Genomic DNA, 20,952 nt, shown 5'->3' on the forward strand with positions numbered 1-20,952 from the left:
TCAGACAAAGTTCTTTGTCTGAAAAACACAAAAACAAATAAAAATAATTGACAAGTGAAAAAATCGTGATATACTGTAATGATTTAGCTTTGCTAAATGGTCGGATTGAGGAAGTAAAGATAGGATGGTCAAGTATATGTACGAATATGTCAGCAAAGCAGAATACAAGCCTTATAAAGAGGAAATTGAAAGTATTATAAAAAAGGTTCAAAAAATAATGAAAACCGAATATGATACGACTTTTCAATTCAAATTGATTGGAAGTGCAAATCGACACCTCGTCACTAAGATAAAAGATGGTAACAGAGGTTATGATTTTGACTACAATCTAATTTTGCAAAAGAGCGATTTATGGGACAATCCAAAAAAACTGAAAGAGCAGTTTATGCGAGCTTTTTCCAAGTCGCTCAAAGGTACAAAGTACGGAGAACCTGAAGATTCTACTTCTTCTATTACCATAAAGGTTGTTGACAAAAAACATTCCAAGATTATCAGAAGTTGTGATTTTGCGATAATTTATTATTTAGATGATGACGACTTGGACAATGGGTATAGATATATCAAGAATTGGAAGAAAAACAATCGTTATTCATTTGAAGATAGAGTCTTATCACAAAATGCAGACTGCAAACTTCAAGAAATACTTGAATATGAGCAGGGATGGAATTGTGTTCGTGATGAGTATATCAAGTTAAAAAATCGTAATAGGGATACGAACAAAAAGTCCTTTATTCTGTATTTGGAAAGTATTCATAATGTTTATAATCACATACAGCAAAGTTTAGAAAATGAAGAAGATAATTTACCAAGAGGACTTACTTATTTAAACCTTTGGTAATGCACGATACGATGTGGCACTGTCAGTTATGGCGGTGCTTTTTTATTTGTCATAGAAAGGAATTTCTAATGGAAGTAAAAATTAACAGAGAAATACGAAATTACACAGAATCAATGTTTTTCGGACTGTCGCTAAGACAGTTCATTTTTTCTGTCCTTGCGTGTGGTGTGGCAGTAGGATTGTACTTTTTGCTCAAACCGCATCTTGGAACTGAAACAGTATCGTGGGTGTGTATTTTGGGAGCAGTACCGTTTGCGGCTCTCGGATTTGTGAAATACAACGGAATGACAGCAGAGAAATTTATCTGGGCGTGGATTAAGTCCGAGTTTCTTATGCCAAAGAAGTTAGTGTTTCACTCCACAAACACCTATTTAGAACTGATGAAACCGAGCATTGAGAAAAAGACAAAGGAGGCTTACAAGAATAATGATTAAGACATTAAACAACATCTTTAAGCAGGATAAGGAAAAATTTGTTGTGCCGAAGGGTGTGCAGGACTGTATTCCGGTTACTGCTATCTATGATGACGGTATCTTCAGAGTTGGTAAAGATAAGTATTCCAAATCCTTTAAGTTCACGGATATTAACTATGCGGTTGCCAGCCGAGAAGATAAGGAAGCGATGTTCCTTGAGTATTCGGAACTGCTTAACTCTCTTGATAGTGGAGCAACCACAAAACTCACTATCAACAACAGACGACTGAACCGTTTGGACTTTGAGAAAACAATCCTTATCCCTGAAACCGGAGACGAACTAGACGAATATCGGGAGGAATACAACAAGATGCTTCTTGATAAGGCGACGGGAGCAAATTCAACGGTGCAGGATAAGTATGTGACCATCTCCATCAATAAAAAGAATGTGGATGATGCAAGAACCTATTTTGCCCGTGTAGGTGCAGATTTGATTTCACACTTTTCACGACTTGGCAGTAAGTGTGTGGAACTTGAAACGGACGAGCGACTTCGCATTATTCACGACTTCTTCCGTGTGGGGGAAGAAACTTCATATCATTTTGATATTAAGGAAACCCGAAAGAAAGGACACGATTTCAAGGACTATATCTGCCCGGACTCTTTAGAATTTGAAAGTGATTATTTCAAAATCGGCAACCGTTATGGCAGGGTTATCTTTCTTCGTGAATATGCGTCCTATATCAAGGACAGTATGGTGGCGGAACTTACGGATATGAACCGAAATCTGATGATGTCCATTGATATTGTACCTGTTCCTACCGATGAAGCAGTCAGAGAAGCCGAAAACAGATTGCTCGGTGTAGAAACCAACATCACGAACTGGCAGAGAAAGCAGAATATGAACAACAACTTTTCGGCAACTGTTCCTTATGATATGGAACAGCAAAAAAAGGAAATGAAAGAGTTCCTTGATGACCTTACCACCCGTGACCAGAGAATGATGTTCGCAGTGCTCACAATGGTGCATACCGCAGATACCAAAGAGCAGCTCGATAACGATACGGAAGCGTTGCTCACAACAGCGAGAAAACATCTTTGTCAGTTTGCGGTTCTTAAATTTCAGCAGATGGACGGACTCAATACCGTTATGCCATACGGTACAAGGAAAATAGACACATTCAGAACTCTTACGACCGAGAGCCTTGCAGTGTTTATTCCGTTCAGGGTTCAGGATATTTACCACGAGAACGGCATTTATTACGGTCAGAATGTTATCAGTAAAAATATGATAATTGCCGACCGAAAACAGCTTCTTAACGGTAACTCCTTTATTCTCGGTGTATCCGGTGGCGGTAAGTCTTTTGCGGCTAAGGGGGAGATTGAAAATATTATCCTTTCTTCCGATGCTGATGTAATCATCATCGACCCTGAGAGGGAGTATTCCCATCTTGTAAATGCACTTGGTGGCGAGATTATCAATATCTCCGCAACATCGAATAACCATATCAATGCAATGGATATGAACAAGGACTATGGCGACGGAGCAAATCCTGTTATCTTGAAATCCGAGTTTATTATGTCCCTTTGCGAACAGCTTATCGGCGGAACAAATCTCGGAGCAAAGCAGAAGTCCATCATTGACCGTTGTACTGCAAGCGTTTACCGCACCTATCAGCAAAACGATTATACCGGTCAGGTTCCGACCTTGCAGGATTTCAGAGATGAACTTCTCAAACAGGATGAGCCGGAAGCAAAGGAAATCGCTCTTGCTATTGAGTTGTTTACTCACGGTTCGCTGAATACTTTTGCAAAGCAGACAAATGTAGATACTCACAATCGACTTATCTGTTATGACATTCTCGACCTCGGCAAGCAGCTTATGCCTATCGGTATGCTTGTCGTCCTTGATAGTATTTTGAACCGAATCACACAGAACCGAGCAAAGGGTAAGCATACCTTTATCTTCATTGATGAGATTTACCTCTTGTTTCAGCACGAGTATTCTGCAAACTTCCTCTTTACACTCTGGAAGCGTGTAAGAAAGTACGGTGCATACGCAACCGGTATCACGCAGAATGTGGACGACCTTTTGCAGAGCCATACTGCAAGAACAATGCTTGCGAACAGCGAGTTTATCATTATGCTTAATCAGGCTTCTACCGACAGACTGGAACTTGCAAAACTTCTGAATATCTCCGACCTTCAGCTTTCGTATATCACAAATGTTGACGCAGGACACGGACTTATCAAGGTGGGCAGTTCTCTTGTACCGTTTGCAAACAAGTTCCCGAAGAATACGAAGTTGTATCGCTTGATGACGACGAAGCCCGGTGAAGGCATATAAGGAGGTGTTTTCTATGGTAAAAATTCAATTCAGAAATAAAGCACACAGAGATTTCGTCTTTGAAAATCTCGAAAAGTCCAGACACAATGACTGCTATCATCAGGCATTTTTCTATGTGATGGGCATTTCAGAAGAAACCAGAATGAATATAGGAAGAATGTTTGATTTTAAGAACGATTGCATTGTGCCGGAGGGGATGTATGGCGGTTGGCAGACCAGTGGAACAGTCAAGGTCTGCCACCTTGCTTTTAATCTTTGGAACGGCTTCACGGAGGAGGGAAAAGAAAATCTTTTCACACCGGATGAATTATTCTGTTGCGGATATGCTCCTTACTTTATGGAAGGTATCAAACTCAGGTATCCCGAATATTGTAGAGATTTGACTCCACCTAAAAGAAAAGATATGGAAAGGTAAAGGTACAAAACGATGAATAAGAAAATGAGAATTACGGTTATATCGCTGTTAAGCGTTGTGTTTGCTATGAGCGTTGGCTTCTTGGTCAAAGACTACTGCGACTCTAAAATGCAGGCAGAACTCTATGATAACTTGATTGAAACCGTTGAGGGTACAGACGATACGGAGGATACGATGTCATATTCCGAAGATAAGAACTTTTTGCCAGACTATCAGGAACTGTATATGCAGAACAACGATATGGTAGGATGGATAAAGGTTGAGGATACCAAAATCAATTATCCGGTTATGCAGTCAAAGGATAATCCGAATTTCTATTTAAGACACGGATTTGATAAAAGCTACACGGTATATGGTTGCCCGTATGTACAGGAGAACTGCGATGTGGATGCTCCGTCAGATAACCTTGTTATCTACGGTCATCATATGAATGACAATTCGATGTTTGCTGGACTGATGAAGTATGCAGATAGTTCTTTTTGGGAAAAGCACAAAATCATCCAGTTTGATACGCTTACCGAGAAAGGTAAATACGAAGTAGTGGCAGCTTTCAAGACAGAAGTATATACAGACAGCCCAAATAGCTTCAGATATTATGATTTTGTCAATGCAGATACAGAAGATGATTTCGATGCTTATATTGCCAAGTGCAAGGAACTTGCAATCTATGATACGGGAGTAAACGCAGAATATGGCGATAAAATGATTACGCTTTCCACTTGCGAATATTCCCGTAACAACGGAAGAATGGTTGTTGTGGCGAAGAAAGTGGCTGAATAAGGAGGGACGAACCTTGTATGATTAGTTTGATAAATTTAGCGGTGTTGTTCGCAGCGAAAGTTGCGGACAATGCCCTTAGTACGACAAAAACAATATTGGTACAGAGAAGTCGGTGGATACTTGCAGGCATTGCGGTTATCATATCCGACTTCATTTATTTTTGGATAACGAAAAGAGTTGTCTCTGCGAATAACGAGATAGCAATGCTTGTTGTTGCCGTTGCGGGCGGTGTCGGTTGTTCTCTTGCTTGCTTTATTAACGAGAAAATGTCAAAAGACAGAACCTATGTGAATGTGATTATGTCCGACGACCTCGAAGAAATGAAGCGTTTGCGAGACTTCCTTGCAAAGCACCATATCACGAATGTTGCAAGCGACAGCTACACCCTTGACTGGAACGCAAAGACAATCTCTATTACCGCTTATCCCGAAACAAAAGCAGAAAGCCGATTGATTAACGAGTTTATTGCCGACAGTTCGACAAAATTCAAGAGAGTTATTCAGTCGGCTTAGGAAGGAGGTTTGATGTGGCTGATATTAAAACAAGAGATACGGTCAAAGGCACGATAAAGACCTTGGATAAAGCTGCCATTGCCGGTCAGAAAATGAAACAGGCATATATCGCCACAAAGGATAAAACAGAACATTCGGTAAATGCAAATGAGAATACTGTGGAAGAATATGCTACCGATAAGACGGAAGCCGGAATTGATGAAATCGCACATAAAGGTGCGTATGCTTTTGATAAAGCTGGACGAAAAGGCGCTCAGGAAACAAAGCAGAATATTCAATCTGCCAAAGAGGGCATACAGCGTTTCAAACAGCAGAGAGCAGAAAAGGCAATTAACGCTCAGAAAACTCAAGGCAGACCTACAACGGTTGGTAGTTCTTCAGCACAGACGCAAACAACATCGGCAATCAGGACACTTGAAAAGCCGGAGAAAATGGTTAAACAATCTGCGACTTCCGCAGGAAAGAAGAATATTAAACTTGCTGGCAAGGAAGCAGCGAAAACAACGCAGAGGTCTGTTAAGACTGCCGAGCATACCGCAAAGGCAAGCATTAAGACCAGTCAGCAGACAGCAAAAGCCGCACAGAAAACCGCTCAGGCAATGGTTAAGACTTCACAGAAAGCGGCTCAGGCGGCAAAGAAAGCAGCGAAAGCCACAGCAGATACCGTCAAAGCCACAGCGAAAGCTACTGTTGCGACAGTCAAAGCGATTATTGCAGGGACAAAAGCACTTGTAGCAGCAATCGCAGCAGGCGGTTGGATAGCGGTGCTGATTATTATGATAGTCGTGTTGTTTGGTGCTGCCGTAGCAATGTTTGGAGGAGGAAGTGACAGTAATTCCTATACTCCGGTAAGTGCAGAGGTAGAAGCCTATGAACCTATCATACAGAAATATGCCAAGGAGTACGGCATTCCCGAGTATGTAGAACTTATCAAGGCGGTTATGATGCAGGAAAGCGGCGGCAGAGGACTTGACCCTATGCAGGCAGCAGAAGGAAGTTTCAATACGAAGTATCCACACGAACCCAATGGAATTAAAGACCCTGAATATTCTATCCAGTGTGGAGTTCAGGAATTGAAAGCGGCTCTTACTTCGGCAGAGGTGGAAAGTCCGATAGATATGGAGCATATTAAACTTGCTTTGCAAGGCTACAACTTCGGTAATGGATATATCTCTTGGGCAAAATCAAAGTATGGCGGTTATTCCTATGCCAATGCAGTGGAGTTTTCCACTCAGCAGGCACAAAGGCTTGGTTGGGACAGTTATGGAGATACCCAATATCCGGCTCACGTTCTGAGGTACTATCCGTATGGACGAGCCTTTACTGCCGGAGGAAATCAGGCGATTGTTGAGGTTGCCTTGACGCAGGTAGGCAATCAGGGCGGACAACCTTACTGGAGTTGGTACGGTTTTAACAGCCGAGTGGAATGGTGTGCCTGCTTCGTATCTTGGTGTGCTGACCAATGCGGGTATATTGAAAGCGGACTTGTTCCGAAATTTGCAGGTTGTGTGGACGGTGCAAACTGGTTTAAGTCAAATGGAAAATGGCAAAACCGCACTTATGAACCAAAGGCAGGAGATATTATCTTCTTCGATTGGGAAGGCGACGGTACAACAGACCACGTTGGTATCGTAGAGAAGTGTGAGAATGGCACAGTTTATACCGTAGAGGGTAACTCAGGCGACGCCTGCATGCAAAGACAGTACGCAGTTGGAAGTGGCAATATCTATGGATACGGTATTCCGGCGTATTAAAAATTCCAGACGGTGTCTGGAAAATCGAAAAGATGGCTGCTCAGTTGAGTAGCCATCGGGTACATTATGAGAAATCGGTTGTTTCTCTGTTATTCAGGAAAATATGGTGTGTGTGATAAGTGAAGCTGAAAAGCATATCTGCATTTTCTTTACTGCCATCTAAAAAGGAAATATCATCGGCAAGGATAAAAAGAATTGCTAACAGCTTCTTGATATATCCAGTGTAGCAGGCATAATCTACATAGATATTGGCGATATATCCCTCAGCAAATTCTATCAGGTCAGCATCAATTTCAAAGCTATTGGATAGTTCGTAAACGGTCTTTATGAATTTGTCCTTATCAGCAATTCGTTCTTTACTTGGAACACTTCTGCGGTTCTTCTGTATGAATTTCAAAAAATCATCAGCTTCCGTAAAGTCAGGAGTGATTGTGTTGCCAGTTCCCAAATCTGTTTTGTAATCCTCAAATTTCTCTTTTTCAAACCGATTACTGAATATTATCTTTTGTTCGTCCATTCCTTTTTACCCCTAAGTTTATTCTATGGAGATTGTTTAACTTGGCTCTTGGGTTGTGATTTGTCTTTCGCCATTAACAATCGTGAATTACTACTTTTGTAGTATAACATAAAAATAGTTGGGAATCATCACTAATAGTTGGTTTTACTTCCTTTGGGTGCGTGTGATTTGAAATCGACTTAACCTATACTATTAGTTATGGAAACACACTAAGGGAGGTGATGTGATGAAGCTCGATACAATCGGCAAGAATATAAGAAAGTTTCGACTTGCGAGGAAATTACGCCAAGAAGATTTGGCTGAGAAAACAGATTTGACAACAAATTATATTGGTATGGTTGAGCGTGGAGAGAAAATTCCGTCACTCGAAACTTTCATAAAGATAGTAAATGCTTTAGGTGTATCATCGGATATGGTTCTTACAGATGTTCTGGAAACTGGATATACAGTCAAGAACTCAATGCTGAATGAGAAGCTTGAAAAACTTGCTCCTGAAGATAGAAACAGAATTTATGAAGTCATAGATACACTTGTGAAGCAGTCAAAGCAAATACTTCCATAAAACACAGAAGTTCGTCCTAATCGACGAGCTTTCTTTTTTTCAGTATAAAAAATTTCTGCTATCGACAAATTTTTCGGGACTTCGACAGAGAGAATATGCTATAACAACAACTGTCAGTGATAGACACATACTAATAGACATAGGAGGAAGTAGAAGTGAACGACATTTTCAGACAAATAGCAAAAGAAAATGGAACAACCGAAAAAGCAGTAAAAGAGGAAATGCAGTTTGCCATTCGGGAAGCAATGAAAAGTGCTGAACCGGAAGCAATCGCTTTTTGGAAAGCAGTTGCACCGGACGGAAAAGAGCCGCCGATAGAAAAGGTCATAGCAATGATTGCGTTGAATGTTAATAATAGAATGTATAATTGAGGTGCTTCGGCATCTCTTTTTTTATTATTCTTTAAAAGAGTCGTATTAGGTGTTTGTAAAAAGTGACACCTTGGTGTCTGAAAGGTTACATTTCTGCCTGAAATCTTGAAATGCCTGAAAATTTAATATATAATGTTAAATGGCTAACTGTAACGAAGAAGAATTATAAGATGAAGAGGTGTTACTGATGAAGATATGCTATAACAAACTTCAAAAACTTATGATTGACAATCAAATGAAAAGACAGGATTTAATGCGTGCAGCCGAAATTACATCATACGCTGCAACGAAGATAAATAAGAATGAGCCGGTATCTCTTGAAGTACTGATGAGGATATGTCAGGTGTTTCACTGCGACATCGGAGATATATGCGAAGTTATTTTAGATGAAGATTAAAACACGGAGGTAATTATAGATGGCAAGGGCTGCTAAACCAAAGAAAGAAATATCAATGGAAGAAGCACTTTGGAAAAGTGCTGATAAACTGAGAGGTTCTGTTGAGCCTGCGGAGTATAAGCACGTTGTTCTGAGTTTATTCTTCCTTAAATTTGCCAGTGACAAGTTTGAGGAATGCCGTAATAAGATTATTGCTACACACGGCGAAAAGTATGCGGATATGAAACCGTTTTATACTCAGGAAAATGTATTCTATCTTCCTGAAGAAAGCCGTTGGAAGTACATTATTGAAAATGCAAAGCAGGACGATATTGCCCTGAAGATAGATACAGCACTTTATACGATTGAAAAGAACAACCCGGCACTGAAAGGTGCTTTGCCGGATAACTATTACTCCCGCTTACATATTGATACGGCAAAGTTGGCTTCTTTGCTTGATGAAATCAATCGTATCAATACAGATGATAAAGAGAACGACATTATAGGTCGTGTATATGAGTATTTCCTTAGTAAGTTTGCTCTTGCAGAAGGAAAAGGTAAAGGAGAGTTCTACACACCAAAGTGTATTGTAAATCTGATTGCCGAAATGCTTGAGCCTTACGATGGAATACTTTATGACCCTTGTTGCGGTTCGGGCGGTATGTTTGTGCAGTCCATCAAGTTCGTAGAAGCACACAGCGGTAATAAAAAGAAAGTGTCTATTTACGGTCAGGAATACACAAATACCACTTTCAAACTGGCAAAAATGAACTTAGCTATCCGTGGTATTTCTGCAAATCTTGGAGAAATGGCAGCCAATACATTTACCAATGACCAGCACAAAGACCTTAAAGCAGATTTCATTATGGCAAACCCGCCTTTCAATCAGAAGCAGTGGAGAGCCGAAAATGAGCTTGTAGATGACCCTCGTTGGAACGGCTATGAAGTTCCGCCTACAAGTAATGCAAACTATGGTTGGATACTGAATATTGTTTCCAAACTCTCTCAAAACGGTGTAGCAGGTTTCCTGCTTGCCAATGGTGCATTATCTGATGATGGTACAGAGTTAAAAATCAGACAGCAGCTTATAGAAAATCATTTGGTAGAAGCAATCATTATTCTTCCGAGAAACCTTTTCTATACCACAGACATCAGCGTTACCCTTTGGGTACTCAATAAGAATAAAAAGGCTCGTGTCGTGGAACAGAATGGAAAGCTAAAACGCTATCGTAATCGAGAAGATGAAATACTCTTTATGGATTTACGACAGATGGGCAGTCCTTATGAGAAGAAGTACATTGAATTGACAGAGGAAGATAGAGCCAAAGTTACAAGTGTATATCATAACTGGCAGCAGGAAGGCTATGAGGAAACTTATGAGAATGTGCCGGAATTTTGCTATTCTGCTTCTTTTGATGAAGTAAAGGAAAAAGGATTTACTCTTGTACCGAGCAGATATATTGAGTTTGTCAACCGTGATGAGAACATCGACTTTGATACCAAAATGAAATCATTGCAGGGAGAACTCAAAGAACTTCTTGCTCAAGAGGAAAAATCTAAATCAGATTTGCTTGCTGTATTTAAGGAGTTGGGATATGAAATCGAATTATGATATTTTAGGAAACCATATCCGACTGATTGATACTCGGAACAGAGAAAGCATAACAGACAGAGTTTTGGGAATTAACATAGACAAGTTCTTTATGCCGTCGGTTGCAAATGTCATTGGTACGGATTTGAGTAAATATAAACTGATAACAAAAGGAAAGTTTGCGTGTAATCCAATGCACGTTGGTCGTGATGAACGACTTCCGGTTGCATTGTATGATGAAGAAGAACCTGCTATTGTTTCTCCGGCGTATTTTATGTTTGAGGTAGTAGATAACAGCATTTTGAATGAAGATTATCTGATGATGTGGTTTCGCAGACCGGAATTTGACCGAATTTGTTGGTTACATACTGACGGGAGCGTTCGTGGTGGGATTACTTGGGATGATATATGCAGACTAGAATTGCCTATTCCGCCTATTGAAAACCAGCTTGAAATAGTGAACAGTTATAAGGCAATTACGGAGAGAATTGCTTTAAAGCAGAAGATAAATGATAATTTAGACGATACTGCTCAAACATTGTATCAAAAATATTTTGAGTCCAACTCAGATAAATCTTCTTGGAAACAAGGCACTGTTGGCGATGTGTTGCAACTACAAAGGGGGCATGATTTACCTCGAACTGAAATGACTGGTGGTAAATATCCCGTTGCAGGTTCAACCGGAACAATTGGGTATCATGATGAGTTTACTGCGGAAGCTCCTGTTATTGTAATGGGACGAAGCGGCAATATTGGCAACCCAAGATTGTACCTTTGCAACTGTTGGACACATAACACATCGCTCTATGTAAAACAAATTTATGAAGCAGAACCGTTGTGGGTATTTTATTTGCTCAAAAATCTAAATTATGATGGCTTTGTTGGTGGTAGTGCAGTTCCCACACTAAATCGAAACGATGTTCATGCTTATGGAATAGCAATTCCACCACTTGAATTACAGAAATCTTTCTCCCAAAAGGTTATGAGCCTTATTTATTGCAAAGAAGAAAATCTTTCTGAAATAGAAAAACTGCAAGAATTGCAGAAAATAATTCTTACAACAATGTCAAGCCGCTAAATTATCATTTACAATAGAACTCCCATCAGTGGCGGGAGTTAAAACAAGGGACTGCCACTGGTAGTCGTTCTCTTAAAAAAGAAAAGGAGAATTGACTATGAAACAGAACCTAATCACTGATGTTATTCAAGGAATGTTACCTTATCTGAATAACGCACAGACAGAAAGATTGCAAGAGGTGTTGCAGTATACACTTTTTGATTATGAGGTAACAAAGATAAAAAAAGATGAGGAACTTTCAGAACAGAATTTAGTAGAATCTTTCCTATCGGCAAAGCGTATTGAAGGCTGTTCTGAGAAAACTCTGAAATACTATAATGCAACGATACAGTCAATGCTTGATGGTATTGGAAAGAGTATCAAATATATCGTAACTGACGACATTCGTTGTTATTTGACAGAGTATCAAGCAAAGAAAAAATCAAGTAAAGTTACGATAGATAATATAAGACGAATACTTTCCAGTTTTTTCTCTTGGCTTGAGGACGAGGATTATATTTTGAAAAGTCCGGTCAGGCGAATACATAAGGTTAAGACCGGAACAAACATTAAGGAAACTTATTCAGATGAAGCACTTGAATTGATGAGAGATAATTGCACAGAACTCAGGGACTTGGCGATGATTGATATGCTTGCTTCAACGGGGATGCGTGTCGGAGAAATGGTGTTGCTAAATCGTGAGGATATAGACTTTAACGAAAGAGAATGTGTGGTTTTCGGCAAAGGCGATAAGGAGCGAATAGTATATTTTGATGCAAGAACAAAAATACATTTGCAGAATTACTTAAATAGCCGAAAGGACGACAATCCAGCACTTTTTGTTTCATTACAATCTCCGTATAATCGAATGAATATCGGAGGTATTGAAGTGAGATTACGACAGCTTGGAAAACGCTTGGGATTAAATAAGGTACACCCTCATAAATTCAGGCGAACACTTGCAACAATGGCAATAGACAAAGGAATGCCAATAGAGCAGCTTCAGCAGCTCTTGGGGCATAGAAGAATAGATACGACATTGCAATATGCAATGGTCAAGCAGAGCAATGTGAAAATTGCTCATAGAAAATACATTGGTTAAGGTGGTAGGAATGGAAAAAGGATATAAGATATTAGGCAATTACATTCGACTTGTGGACGAGCGTAATAAGAATTTAGCCGTAACAAAGTTGCTTGGCGTAAGTATAAGTAAAAAATTTATTCCTTCAATCGCAAATATTGTAGGAACTGATTTATCGAATTATAAGATAGTCAGAACGGGACAGTTTGCATACGGACCCGTTACTTCACGAAATGGAGAGAAAATTTCTATTGCTTATTTAGATGAAGAAGATTGTATCATTTCAAGCTCTTATACAGTTTTTGAAGTTGAAAATAAAGAGGAACTTGACCCTGAATATCTTATGCTTTGGTTCAGCCGACCAGAATTTGACCGTTATGCAAGGTATAAGTCACACGGAAGCGTAAGAGAGATTTTCGATTGGAATGAGCTTTGTATGGTGGAACTTCCAGTACCAGATATTGAAAAGCAGAGAAAAATAGTGAAAGCCTACAAGACGATAACCGATAGAATAGATTTGAAACAGAAGATAAATGATAATTTAGCGGCTTAAAGAAGCAAGCATAGCCTTAGCTACTTGTGTCAATCTTTCAATTTCACCGTTGTTGGTTTGAATTGCGGAACGCAGTGCTTTGCTCTTTTTACAATATAGTGCCAATTCTGCTGTTCTTGGCTTTTTAACTTTTAGATTCGACAAGGCAACAATGGTTAAAGCCGTTTGTGTTGAACCTATGCAGATACCTTCCAATTGTCGTTTGAATATTGGGGTCTGCATATAGTCGTAAATATAGTAATTTAGAGATGGCTCAATAAAATCTTTTAGCCAAATGATGTTTCCGTCCTTGAAATAAAATTCTTCATCTTGGACGAAATAGCTGTTTCCTATTGTTCCAACAGCGGTAATTAAAATATCGCCGCATACAGGGATACCATAGTTGGCTTTCAGTGATGCAAAGTGATTATGACTGATAAACAGAGGGTCTGAAATAGGTTCTCCGTTCCGTTTTTGGGTAATTTCTTTTCCACGATAAAAAGGAACTCCGTCAGAAACATAATCCTCAGCAAAAACTCGTTTGCTCGAAGCTAAAGAACAAAGCTCAGAAAGCAGTACGGAAGAATCCGCGTCTGTTTCTTCATACATCTTGACAAAAACAGTATTAAGAGTTGCTTCTAAATTATCATTTAACGGAGGTGGTAGGTATGACAACCGCAGAAATAATTCAGATAGTCATTGGAATATTGTCATTAGTGGCAACAATAGCTGTTTCGTTTTTGATATATTGGTTACAAACACGACACGAAAAGGAAATTCAAAAGCTACAAGATGAAAAGGAACAGAAAGAATTAGAAACGAAAGCACGTTTGTTTTTAATTGATAATGAGCCTGAGAGAGATTATTTACCGTGGTGTGTTGTAGCTGCTAATGTGCATCCACTAGAAAGACATTCCAGAAAGATTTATACGGAATATTGCCGTTGTACGGAAGAACTTCAGAATGAAATATTGCATCAAGCAGGATATAAAAGTAATTCAATACAAGGAACTCGTTGGGTACAGAAATGTATAATGGATTTGGAGAAGGATATTGAGCAATATAATTTAGGTAAGGATTATCTGTATGATGGAGCAAAGTATTTTCATAGAAGCTATGAGAGATACCGTGATTTGCAGTGGAATGGTACGCCAAGCGTGTTTGAACCCATAAATAAGAACAATAAATTCAGAAGAACTTTCAATATAAATCAACTCTCTATTGGGGAATATGTAGATGAGTATTTTTATTACTATATTGATAAGAAAATGGAGTTTGATGAAGATGTGCCTATTCCACCAATGAATTATGTATGGAATTCTCAAAATCTTGCATATTGTGAAGAAGAAAAAGTGTGTATGTGGTTAATGGAGTTGATTGAAAGTATTGCTATTGCAATAAGAAATAGAAAACCTGATAAAGAAATAAATCAAAATCCATTAGAATATACAGATGCACAAGCTGAAACATTTGAGGACAAGTATTATGAGGTAATACAACAGCTTTATAATACTTACTATGTGAGTGCTGCCGAAAATAAGAGCAAAAGAAAGAAACGCTAACGCAAAAGGAGTGAACGCAATGGCAAATTTTAATGAACACGTATTGGAAATGTCAATAATGGAGTTGTTCAAAGACGAGGGGTACACCTATGTCAGTGGCGACCAGATACACAGAGAAAGGACAGAGGTTCTGCTTACGGACGACCTGAAGCAATACCTCTATAATCGCTATGCGAAAGACGGTATCACACCGAGTGAGGTGGATAGTGTCATTCTAATGCTGCGTAATATTTCCGGTACGATTTATGAAGCAAACAAAGCTGTATTTAAGTTGCTCTGCGATGGATTTATTCTTAATCGTGAGGATAGAACGCAGAAAGACCTCTATATTGAACTTATTGATTTCGACACTCCCGAAAACAATATTTTCAAAGTGGTTAATCAGTTTGAAATTGAAGGCGTAAATAATCAGTTGCGTATTCCTGATGGCATTGTGTTCGTAAATGGTATTCCTGTTGTTGTTCTTGAATTTAAGAGTGCGGTACAAGAGAATACGACCATAATGGACGCATATAAGCAGCTTACAATCCGTTACCGTAGAGATATTCCGGAGATTTTCAAATACAATGCGTTTGTTGTTATCAGTGACGGAGCAAATAATAAATATGGTTCTTTCTTCAGCCCGTATGATTTCTTCTATGCGTGGAGGAAGATAAACTCAGACGATAAAGAGCTGGACGGTATCAATTCTCTTGTAACAATGATAAAGGGACTTTTCCGAAAAGACCGTTTGCTTGAAGTTATCAAAGATTTTATTTATTTTCCGGATAACTCAGATAAGGATTTGAAGATAGTGTGCCGTTATCCACAGTTCTTTGCGGCAAATAAATTGTATGAGAATATCAAGGCACATCTTCGCCCTGAAGGAGATGGTAAAGGTGGTACATACTTCGGAGCAACAGGGTGCGGCAAGAGTTATACAATGCTTTTCCTTACCCGTATGCTGATGAAAAGCAAATACTTTTCCTCCCCGACTATTCTTATTATTACAGACAGAACAGACCTTGACGACCAGCTTTCCAAGCAGTTTGTCGGTTCAAAGAAATATATCGGAGATGAAACTGTTGTAAGCATTGAATCCCGTGAGAAACTTCGTGAGGAGCTTCAGGGACGAGAGAGTGGCGGTGTTTATCTGACTACCATTCAGAAATTTACAGAGGATTTGCAGCTTCTTACAGACAGAACGAACGTTATTTGTATTTCTGATGAAGCACACAGAAGCCAAATCAATCTCGACCAAAAGGTTAAGATTACAGAGTCAGGTGTTCAGAAAACCTATGGCTTTGCCAAGTATCTGCACGATTCTTTACCAAATGCGACTTATGTTGGATTTACCGGAACTCCGGTTGATGGAACAATCGAAGTCTTTGGTGGTGTTGTAGACGCATATACAATGACGGAAGCTGTTAAGGACGGTATTACAGTTAATCTTGTTTACGATGGTCGTGCAGCCAAGGTTATGCTCAATCAGGATAAGGTAAGACAGATTGAAGAATATTATGCTCAGTGTGAACTTGAGGGGGCAAATGAACATCAAGTAGAAGAAAGTCAGAAAGCAGTTGCCAAAATGGAAGTTATTATTGGCGACCCTGATAGACTTCGTGCTGTTGCGGAGGATTTTATCAAGCATTATGAAACCCGTGTGGCAGAAGGTGCAACCGTAGCAGGCAAAGCAATGTTTGTATGTTCCAACCGAAATATAGCATACGATTTCTATAAGATAGTAAAGGAACTCAGACCGGAATGGACAGAAAAGAAGATTTGTGATGACGGTGTTGTTCTGAGTGAGAAAGATAAAAAAGAGTTGAAGCCAATGGAAAAAATCAAGTTGGTTATGACTCGTAATAAAGATGATGAAAAAGACCTATTTGATATGCTTGGCACAAAAGAGGATAGGAAAGAATTTGACCGTCAGTTCAAAAATCCGAAATCAAACTTTAAGATTGCCATTGTTGTAGATATGTGGCTGACTGGTTTTGATGTGCCGGAGCTTGATACGATTTACATTGATAAGCCTATTCAGCAGCATACCCTTATTCAGACGATTTCTCGTGTAAATCGTGTATGCGAGGGCAAAGATAAAGGTTTAATTGTTGACTACATAGGTATCAAGAAAAATATGAACACTGCCCTCAAGAAATATACGAATTTTGAGAGCGAAGAATTTGAAGGTGTGGAGCAGTCTATCACGATTGTAAAAGACCAGTTAGAAGTTCTTGGTCAGATGTTCCACAACTTTAATAGTAGTGATTTCTTCAACGGTTCTCCTACTGAACAGCTTGCCTGCCTGAACCGTGCAGTTGAGTATGTGCAGTTGTCTGAAGAACTGGAAAGAAGATTTATGGCAGCAGTCAAGAGAATGAAGCAGGCATTTAATCTTTGTAGTTCAAGTGAGAAATTCTCTGATGAAGATAAGGATTATATCCATTTTTATTGTGCTGTCCGTTCTATCCTTTTCAAGTTGACAAAAGGCGATGCACCGGATATTGAGCAGATGAACGCTCGTGTCCGCAAAATGCTTGAAGGTGCAATTCAGTCTGATGGCATTGAGGAATTATTTGAAACCGGAAAGCATATATCGGTGGACATTTTCAGCGATGAGTATATGGATAAGATAAATGCTATTCAGTTGCCGAATACGAAAATCAAGATACTTCAAAGACTTCTTTCTCAGGCGATTGACGAGTTTAAGAAAGTCAATAAGATTATGGGTGTGGAATTTGCAGACAGACTCAAGAAAGTTGTTGATGAGTATAATAACCGTCGTCGTGATGAAGCGTATGCCAACGAAGTCCTTGATGATGTTGCGGAGCAGCTTGCACAGTTGTTGTCTGAACTGAAAACAGAAAAGAACTCCTTCAAGAATATGGGTATAGATTATGAAGAAAAAGCTTTCTATGATATTTTGAAAGCAGTTTCCAAGAAGTTTGAGTTTGAATATCCGGACGATAAAATGATTGAACTATCCAAGAGGATAAAGTTGATTGTTGATGATAAGTCACGCTATACCGATTGGTCTGCCCGTGATGATATTAAGGCAAACTTGCAAGTGGATTTGATATTGCTGCTTGATGAGTTCGGCTATCCGCCAGTAACCATTGATGATGTTTACAAGGAAGTTCTTGAGCAGGCAGAGAATTTCAAGAAGTATGCACAGTAAATGAGAGGTGTAAATGTAAATATGTTTTATGACGATTTAAATACAGAAGAACAAGTATCATACCTTATTAAACCAATCCTTCAAGTCCTTCAGGAAGCAGGTGGACAGTTAGAGCGTTCTGAAATTAGAGACAGAATTAGTGAGTTAGATGAGCATATTGCTGAATTTGAACAGAAACTATATACATCTAATAAAACAGGAAATCAGTACAAAAAATTTGATTTTAAGTTTAATTTTGCTATTAAAGAGCTTAGTTATGTCGGTCTCATATCTTATGTGAAATTCAATCCAAAGATTACACTTACTCAAGATGGAGCGAATGTAGATTTAACAGATTTTGATGTTAAGGCAGAAGTAAGGGATAAGGCACGAAGCTATTGGGAGGAACATTCGACTAAGAACAAATCGAAAAACAAGCCAGTAGAAACACTGGAGGTTGAAGACGAGGAGAATGAATCCACAGATGACGAATTGTTAGATGATTTCAAGGTGAAACTTCAGAGTGCAATCGCTAATATGTCTCCAGCAAAGTTTGAACAATTTTCACGAGCACTTCTTACGAAGATGGGAGTGGAGTTTACCAACAAAGGTGTTCAGGTGTCAAATGATGGTGGTATTGATGGCTATGGATATCACGTAGATGCCGATGATTTTAGAACAACCAGAGTGGTTATTCAATGTAAAAGATTTAATTCAAATCCAGTGAGTGAGCCGGATATCAATCAATTTCTTGGTGCGATGAACAAATATCAAGCCGATTATGGAGTATTTATTACTAATAGCCGATTTACCAATAAGGCAAGAGAGGCTGCGAGAGAAGGTACGCCGATAACATTGATTGACGGAAATGATTTAATCAGACTGGTTATTAAATATGAATTGTATATAACACCAGTCACAACATATGTATTGGATGGTTTTTATACCGAGGATTGACACTAGCGACAGCATAATTTACTCAAAGGAATTTTAGAAGGGAGCATAGAATGATGGCAAAGCAAAAGACCTATATCGCAATTGACCTCAAATCATTCTACGCTTCTGTGGAATGTAAGGAACGAAATCGTGACCCTTTGACAACAAATCTTGTGGTTGCTGATAAAAGCAGAACAGAAAAAACAATTTGCCTTGCAGTATCTCCGTCGCTGAAAAGCTACGGAATACCCGGCAGACCACGATTGTTTGAAGTTGTCCAAAAGGTCAGGGAAGCAAATAACAATCGCCGATGGAAAGCACCGAACAGAACATTTACCGGTTCTTCCGATGATAAGGCAGAGTTGGACGCAAATCCAGCATTGGAGATAGATTATATCGTTGCTCCGCCCCGTATGGCATATTATATGGAGTATAGCACAAAGATTTATAATGTCTATCTCAAATATGTTGCACCGGAGGATATATTCCCCTATTCCATCGACGAAGTGTTTATGGATGTGACCGATTATCTGCAAACATATCGTATGACTGCAAGAGAACTTGCTATGACGATGATACAGGATGTTCTGCAAACAACAGGCATAACAGCAACCGCAGGAATCGGAACGAATATGTATCTCTGTAAGATTGCTATGGATATTGTGGCAAAGCACATTGAGCCGGACAAGAATGGTGTGCGTATTGCTGAACTTGATGAAATGTCATATCGCCGGAAATTGTGGAGCCATCGCCCGATAACCGATTTCTGGAGAGTCGGAAATGGTTATGCGAAGAAGTTAGAGGAACACGGACTTTATACAATGGGCGATATTGCAAGATGTTCTATCGGAAAGCCCAATGAACTGTATAACGAGGAATTGCTGTACAAGCTGTTCGGTATCAATGCGGAACTGCTCATAGACCACGCTTGGGGATATGAGCCTTGCACAATGGAGCAGGTCAAAGCATATAAGCCGGAAACAAACAGTGTATCTTCCGGTCAGGTATTGCATTGCCCTTATGATTATGACAAGGCAAAGTTGATTGTAAAAGAAATGACCGACCAAATGGTGCTTGATTTGGTGGATAAAGGACTTGTAACTGACCAACTTGTGTTGACAATCGGCTATGATATTGAAAATTTAAGTAATCCGAACCTAAAAAATCAATACAAAGGCGAGATTACGATTGACCGATATGGACGCAAAGTTCCAAAACACGCACACGGAACAGCAAACCTTAAGAAAAAGACGTCCTCTACTCGATTGATTACCAATGCTGTGATGGATTTGTACGACAGGATAGTTGACGAGCATTTGCTTGTACGCAGAATAACAATTACAGCGAATAAACTTGTTGATGAAAAATCCGTCAAACAGGAAAATGAATATCAGCAACTCGACCTCTTTACCGATTACGAGGCACAGAGGAAGAAGCAGACGGAGGAAGAAGAAAAATTAGAACGAGAAAGGCGTATGCAAGAAGCAATGCTGAGTATCAAAAAGAAGTTTGGCAAGAATGCTGTGTTAAAAGGAATGAACCTTGAAGAAGGCGCAACCGCCAAAGACCGAAACGGGCAAATCGGCGGTCATAAGGCTTAGAGAAATCAAAATTTACGGAAATAGAGAAATGTATTTGTAATTTGTTAGACCTACAAGTGCATATGCTGAGTAAGTCATGCAATATAAGGAAGATATGCTTGCCAAGTGTTTGATGATGTTAGACTGAGCGAGAGTGGCATCATTCAACGATATTGGATAGAACTATAAATAAGAATTTGTGGAGGATAATATGAAAGTAGATGTCATTAAGAAATATTTTCAGTCTTGGTTAGATAACGATGTTGAGATTGTAAAACAGACTTTTTCTGAAAACGCTTTGTATAGTGAATGCTATGGACCCGAATATCATGGTTTATCACAAATTGTAACATGGTTTGAAAATTGGAATAATAAGGGACAAGTATTGGAATGGACAATCAAACGAATATTCGAGCAAAATCAAACGTTAATTGTTGAATGGTACTTCAGATGTAATTATGATGGTAAGATAGATGGCTTTGATGGTGTTACAATAGCAGATTTTGATAAGGATATGAAAATATTAAAATTATGTGAATTTCAGTCGAAGGCAGAACACTACTATCCATATGAATCATGAACTAAATTC

21 protein-coding genes are annotated in these 20,952 nt (G+C 39.2%); 19 read left to right on the forward strand and 2 right to left on the reverse strand.

The window, feature by feature from the left end; all coding sequences use genetic code 11:
• Positions 1-136 precede the first annotated feature (136 nt).
• The 7 genes from R2K26_RS01650 to R2K26_RS01680 all read left to right on the forward strand — a co-directional run bounded on the left by R2K26_RS01650 (position 137) and on the right by R2K26_RS01680 (position 7,059).
• Complete coding sequence (locus tag R2K26_RS01650) at positions 137-838, forward strand: hypothetical protein (protein ID WP_316518421.1); 702 nt, start codon at positions 137-139, stop codon at positions 836-838.
• Between the two features lie 68 nt (positions 839-906).
• Positions 907-1,272, forward strand: a complete 366-nt coding sequence (locus tag R2K26_RS01655) for a PrgI family protein (RefSeq protein WP_316518422.1) — start codon at positions 907-909, stop codon at positions 1,270-1,272.
• A complete protein-coding gene (locus R2K26_RS01660) occupies positions 1,265-3,598 on the forward strand; it encodes a VirB4-like conjugal transfer ATPase, CD1110 family (protein WP_316518423.1) in 2,334 nt (777 codons plus the stop codon). Before R2K26_RS01655 ends, R2K26_RS01660 begins: the two co-directional genes overlap by 8 nt.
• Positions 3,599-3,611: 13 nt before the next feature.
• Entirely contained in the window at positions 3,612-4,013 is a 402-nt protein-coding gene (locus R2K26_RS01665; RefSeq protein ID WP_316518424.1) for a DUF6075 family protein, read from the forward strand.
• A gap of 12 nt (positions 4,014-4,025) precedes the next feature.
• The gene (srtB, locus tag R2K26_RS01670) at positions 4,026-4,793 is read left to right on the forward strand and encodes a class B sortase (protein ID WP_316518425.1); all 768 of its coding nucleotides are present in this window, start codon (positions 4,026-4,028) and stop codon (positions 4,791-4,793) included.
• Between the two features lie 17 nt (positions 4,794-4,810).
• Positions 4,811-5,305: a hypothetical protein gene (locus tag R2K26_RS01675; RefSeq protein ID WP_316518426.1), complete on the forward strand. Its 495-nt coding sequence runs from the start codon at positions 4,811-4,813 to the stop codon at positions 5,303-5,305.
• A 14-nt stretch (positions 5,306-5,319) separates the two neighbouring features.
• Positions 5,320-7,059 (forward strand): lysozyme family protein, encoded by a 1,740-nt coding sequence (locus R2K26_RS01680; RefSeq protein ID WP_316518427.1) that lies wholly within the window; start codon positions 5,320-5,322, stop codon positions 7,057-7,059.
• A gap of 64 nt (positions 7,060-7,123) precedes the next feature.
• On the opposite strand, the gene R2K26_RS01685 is transcribed toward R2K26_RS01680, so the two are convergent.
• The gene (locus tag R2K26_RS01685) at positions 7,124-7,576 is read right to left on the reverse strand and encodes a hypothetical protein (protein ID WP_008118497.1); all 453 of its coding nucleotides are present in this window, start codon (positions 7,574-7,576) and stop codon (positions 7,124-7,126) included.
• 226 nt (positions 7,577-7,802) lie between these two features.
• Here R2K26_RS01685 and R2K26_RS01690 point away from each other — a divergent pair, with 226 nt between their 5' ends.
• The 7 genes from R2K26_RS01690 to R2K26_RS01720 all read left to right on the forward strand — a co-directional run bounded on the left by R2K26_RS01690 (position 7,803) and on the right by R2K26_RS01720 (position 13,167).
• Positions 7,803-8,138 carry a helix-turn-helix domain-containing protein gene (locus tag R2K26_RS01690; RefSeq protein ID WP_002594686.1) on the forward strand — a complete coding sequence of 112 codons (336 nt, stop codon included), beginning with the start codon at positions 7,803-7,805 and terminating at the stop codon, positions 8,136-8,138.
• Positions 8,139-8,293: 155 nt separating this feature from the next.
• Complete coding sequence (locus R2K26_RS01695) at positions 8,294-8,509, forward strand: hypothetical protein (RefSeq protein ID WP_002594687.1); 216 nt, start codon at positions 8,294-8,296, stop codon at positions 8,507-8,509.
• A gap of 187 nt (positions 8,510-8,696) precedes the next feature.
• Entirely contained in the window at positions 8,697-8,906 is a 210-nt protein-coding gene (locus tag R2K26_RS01700; protein WP_002587820.1) for a helix-turn-helix transcriptional regulator, read from the forward strand.
• A gap of 19 nt (positions 8,907-8,925) precedes the next feature.
• Positions 8,926-10,497 (forward strand): class I SAM-dependent DNA methyltransferase, encoded by a 1,572-nt coding sequence (locus R2K26_RS01705; RefSeq protein WP_002594689.1) that lies wholly within the window; start codon positions 8,926-8,928, stop codon positions 10,495-10,497.
• Complete coding sequence (locus R2K26_RS01710; RefSeq protein ID WP_227078592.1) at positions 10,481-11,554, forward strand: restriction endonuclease subunit S; 1,074 nt, start codon at positions 10,481-10,483, stop codon at positions 11,552-11,554. The genes R2K26_RS01705 and R2K26_RS01710 overlap by 17 nt, the downstream gene beginning before the upstream one ends.
• A 97-nt stretch (positions 11,555-11,651) precedes the next feature.
• Complete coding sequence (gene xerA / locus R2K26_RS01715) at positions 11,652-12,635, forward strand: site-specific tyrosine recombinase/integron integrase (protein ID WP_023920531.1); 984 nt, start codon at positions 11,652-11,654, stop codon at positions 12,633-12,635.
• Between the two features lie 10 nt (positions 12,636-12,645).
• The gene (locus R2K26_RS01720; protein WP_015530032.1) at positions 12,646-13,167 is read left to right on the forward strand and encodes a restriction endonuclease subunit S; all 522 of its coding nucleotides are present in this window, start codon (positions 12,646-12,648) and stop codon (positions 13,165-13,167) included.
• Here the strand turns inward: R2K26_RS01720 and R2K26_RS01725 are convergent.
• Entirely contained in the window at positions 13,156-13,755 is a 600-nt protein-coding gene (locus R2K26_RS01725) for a restriction endonuclease subunit S (RefSeq protein WP_316518439.1), read from the reverse strand. The two genes, R2K26_RS01720 and R2K26_RS01725, sit on opposite strands and share 12 nt — an antisense overlap.
• 59 nt (positions 13,756-13,814) lie before the next feature.
• Between R2K26_RS01725 and R2K26_RS01730 the strand changes: the two genes are divergently transcribed.
• The 5 genes from R2K26_RS01730 (at position 13,815) to R2K26_RS01750 (ending at position 20,943) form a co-directional block, all read left to right on the forward strand.
• Positions 13,815-14,708 carry a hypothetical protein gene (locus R2K26_RS01730; protein ID WP_304015942.1) on the forward strand — a complete coding sequence of 298 codons (894 nt, stop codon included), beginning with the start codon at positions 13,815-13,817 and terminating at the stop codon, positions 14,706-14,708.
• Between the two features lie 19 nt (positions 14,709-14,727).
• The gene (locus R2K26_RS01735; protein WP_316518444.1) at positions 14,728-17,868 is read left to right on the forward strand and encodes a type I restriction endonuclease subunit R; all 3,141 of its coding nucleotides are present in this window, start codon (positions 14,728-14,730) and stop codon (positions 17,866-17,868) included.
• Positions 17,869-17,889: 21 nt separating this feature from the next.
• Complete coding sequence (locus R2K26_RS01740; protein WP_316518447.1) at positions 17,890-18,804, forward strand: Mrr restriction system protein; 915 nt, start codon at positions 17,890-17,892, stop codon at positions 18,802-18,804.
• Between the two features lie 53 nt (positions 18,805-18,857).
• Positions 18,858-20,384 (forward strand): DNA methylase, encoded by a 1,527-nt coding sequence (locus tag R2K26_RS01745; protein ID WP_147513981.1) that lies wholly within the window; start codon positions 18,858-18,860, stop codon positions 20,382-20,384.
• Positions 20,385-20,574: 190 nt separating this feature from the next.
• The gene (locus R2K26_RS01750; RefSeq protein ID WP_147513982.1) at positions 20,575-20,943 is read left to right on the forward strand and encodes a nuclear transport factor 2 family protein; all 369 of its coding nucleotides are present in this window, start codon (positions 20,575-20,577) and stop codon (positions 20,941-20,943) included.
• Positions 20,944-20,952: the final 9 nt, after the last annotated feature.

It is taken from the genome of Neglectibacter sp. CSJ-5 (assembly GCF_032490475.1).
GTDB classification, from domain to species: Bacteria; Bacillota; Clostridia; order Oscillospirales; family Acutalibacteraceae; genus Hominenteromicrobium; species Hominenteromicrobium mulieris.

Bases quoted from the DNA above. Each gene is read 5' to 3' on its own strand.
- R2K26_RS01650 (WP_316518421.1), top strand. From the start codon at position 137: ATGTACGAATATGTCAGCAAAGCAGAATACAAGCCTTATAAAGAGGAA.
- R2K26_RS01655 (WP_316518422.1), top strand. From the start codon at position 907: ATGGAAGTAAAAATTAACAGAGAAATACGAAATTACACAGAATCAATG.
- R2K26_RS01660 (WP_316518423.1), top strand. From the start codon at position 1,265: ATGATTAAGACATTAAACAACATCTTTAAGCAGGATAAGGAAAAATTT.
- R2K26_RS01665 (WP_316518424.1), top strand. From the start codon at position 3,612: ATGGTAAAAATTCAATTCAGAAATAAAGCACACAGAGATTTCGTCTTT.
- srtB (WP_316518425.1), top strand. From the start codon at position 4,026: ATGAATAAGAAAATGAGAATTACGGTTATATCGCTGTTAAGCGTTGTG.
- R2K26_RS01675 (WP_316518426.1), top strand. From the start codon at position 4,811: ATGATTAGTTTGATAAATTTAGCGGTGTTGTTCGCAGCGAAAGTTGCG.
- R2K26_RS01685 (WP_008118497.1), bottom strand. From the start codon at position 7,576: ATGGACGAACAAAAGATAATATTCAGTAATCGGTTTGAAAAAGAGAAA.
- R2K26_RS01690 (WP_002594686.1), top strand. From the start codon at position 7,803: ATGAAGCTCGATACAATCGGCAAGAATATAAGAAAGTTTCGACTTGCG.
- R2K26_RS01700 (WP_002587820.1), top strand. From the start codon at position 8,697: ATGAAGATATGCTATAACAAACTTCAAAAACTTATGATTGACAATCAA.
- R2K26_RS01705 (WP_002594689.1), top strand. From the start codon at position 8,926: ATGGCAAGGGCTGCTAAACCAAAGAAAGAAATATCAATGGAAGAAGCA.
- R2K26_RS01710 (WP_227078592.1), top strand. From the start codon at position 10,481: ATGAAATCGAATTATGATATTTTAGGAAACCATATCCGACTGATTGAT.
- xerA (WP_023920531.1), top strand. From the start codon at position 11,652: ATGAAACAGAACCTAATCACTGATGTTATTCAAGGAATGTTACCTTAT.
- R2K26_RS01720 (WP_015530032.1), top strand. From the start codon at position 12,646: ATGGAAAAAGGATATAAGATATTAGGCAATTACATTCGACTTGTGGAC.
- R2K26_RS01725 (WP_316518439.1), bottom strand. From the start codon at position 13,755: ATGTATGAAGAAACAGACGCGGATTCTTCCGTACTGCTTTCTGAGCTT.
- R2K26_RS01730 (WP_304015942.1), top strand. From the start codon at position 13,815: ATGACAACCGCAGAAATAATTCAGATAGTCATTGGAATATTGTCATTA.
- R2K26_RS01735 (WP_316518444.1), top strand. From the start codon at position 14,728: ATGGCAAATTTTAATGAACACGTATTGGAAATGTCAATAATGGAGTTG.
- R2K26_RS01740 (WP_316518447.1), top strand. From the start codon at position 17,890: ATGTTTTATGACGATTTAAATACAGAAGAACAAGTATCATACCTTATT.
- R2K26_RS01745 (WP_147513981.1), top strand. From the start codon at position 18,858: ATGGCAAAGCAAAAGACCTATATCGCAATTGACCTCAAATCATTCTAC.
- R2K26_RS01750 (WP_147513982.1), top strand. From the start codon at position 20,575: ATGAAAGTAGATGTCATTAAGAAATATTTTCAGTCTTGGTTAGATAAC.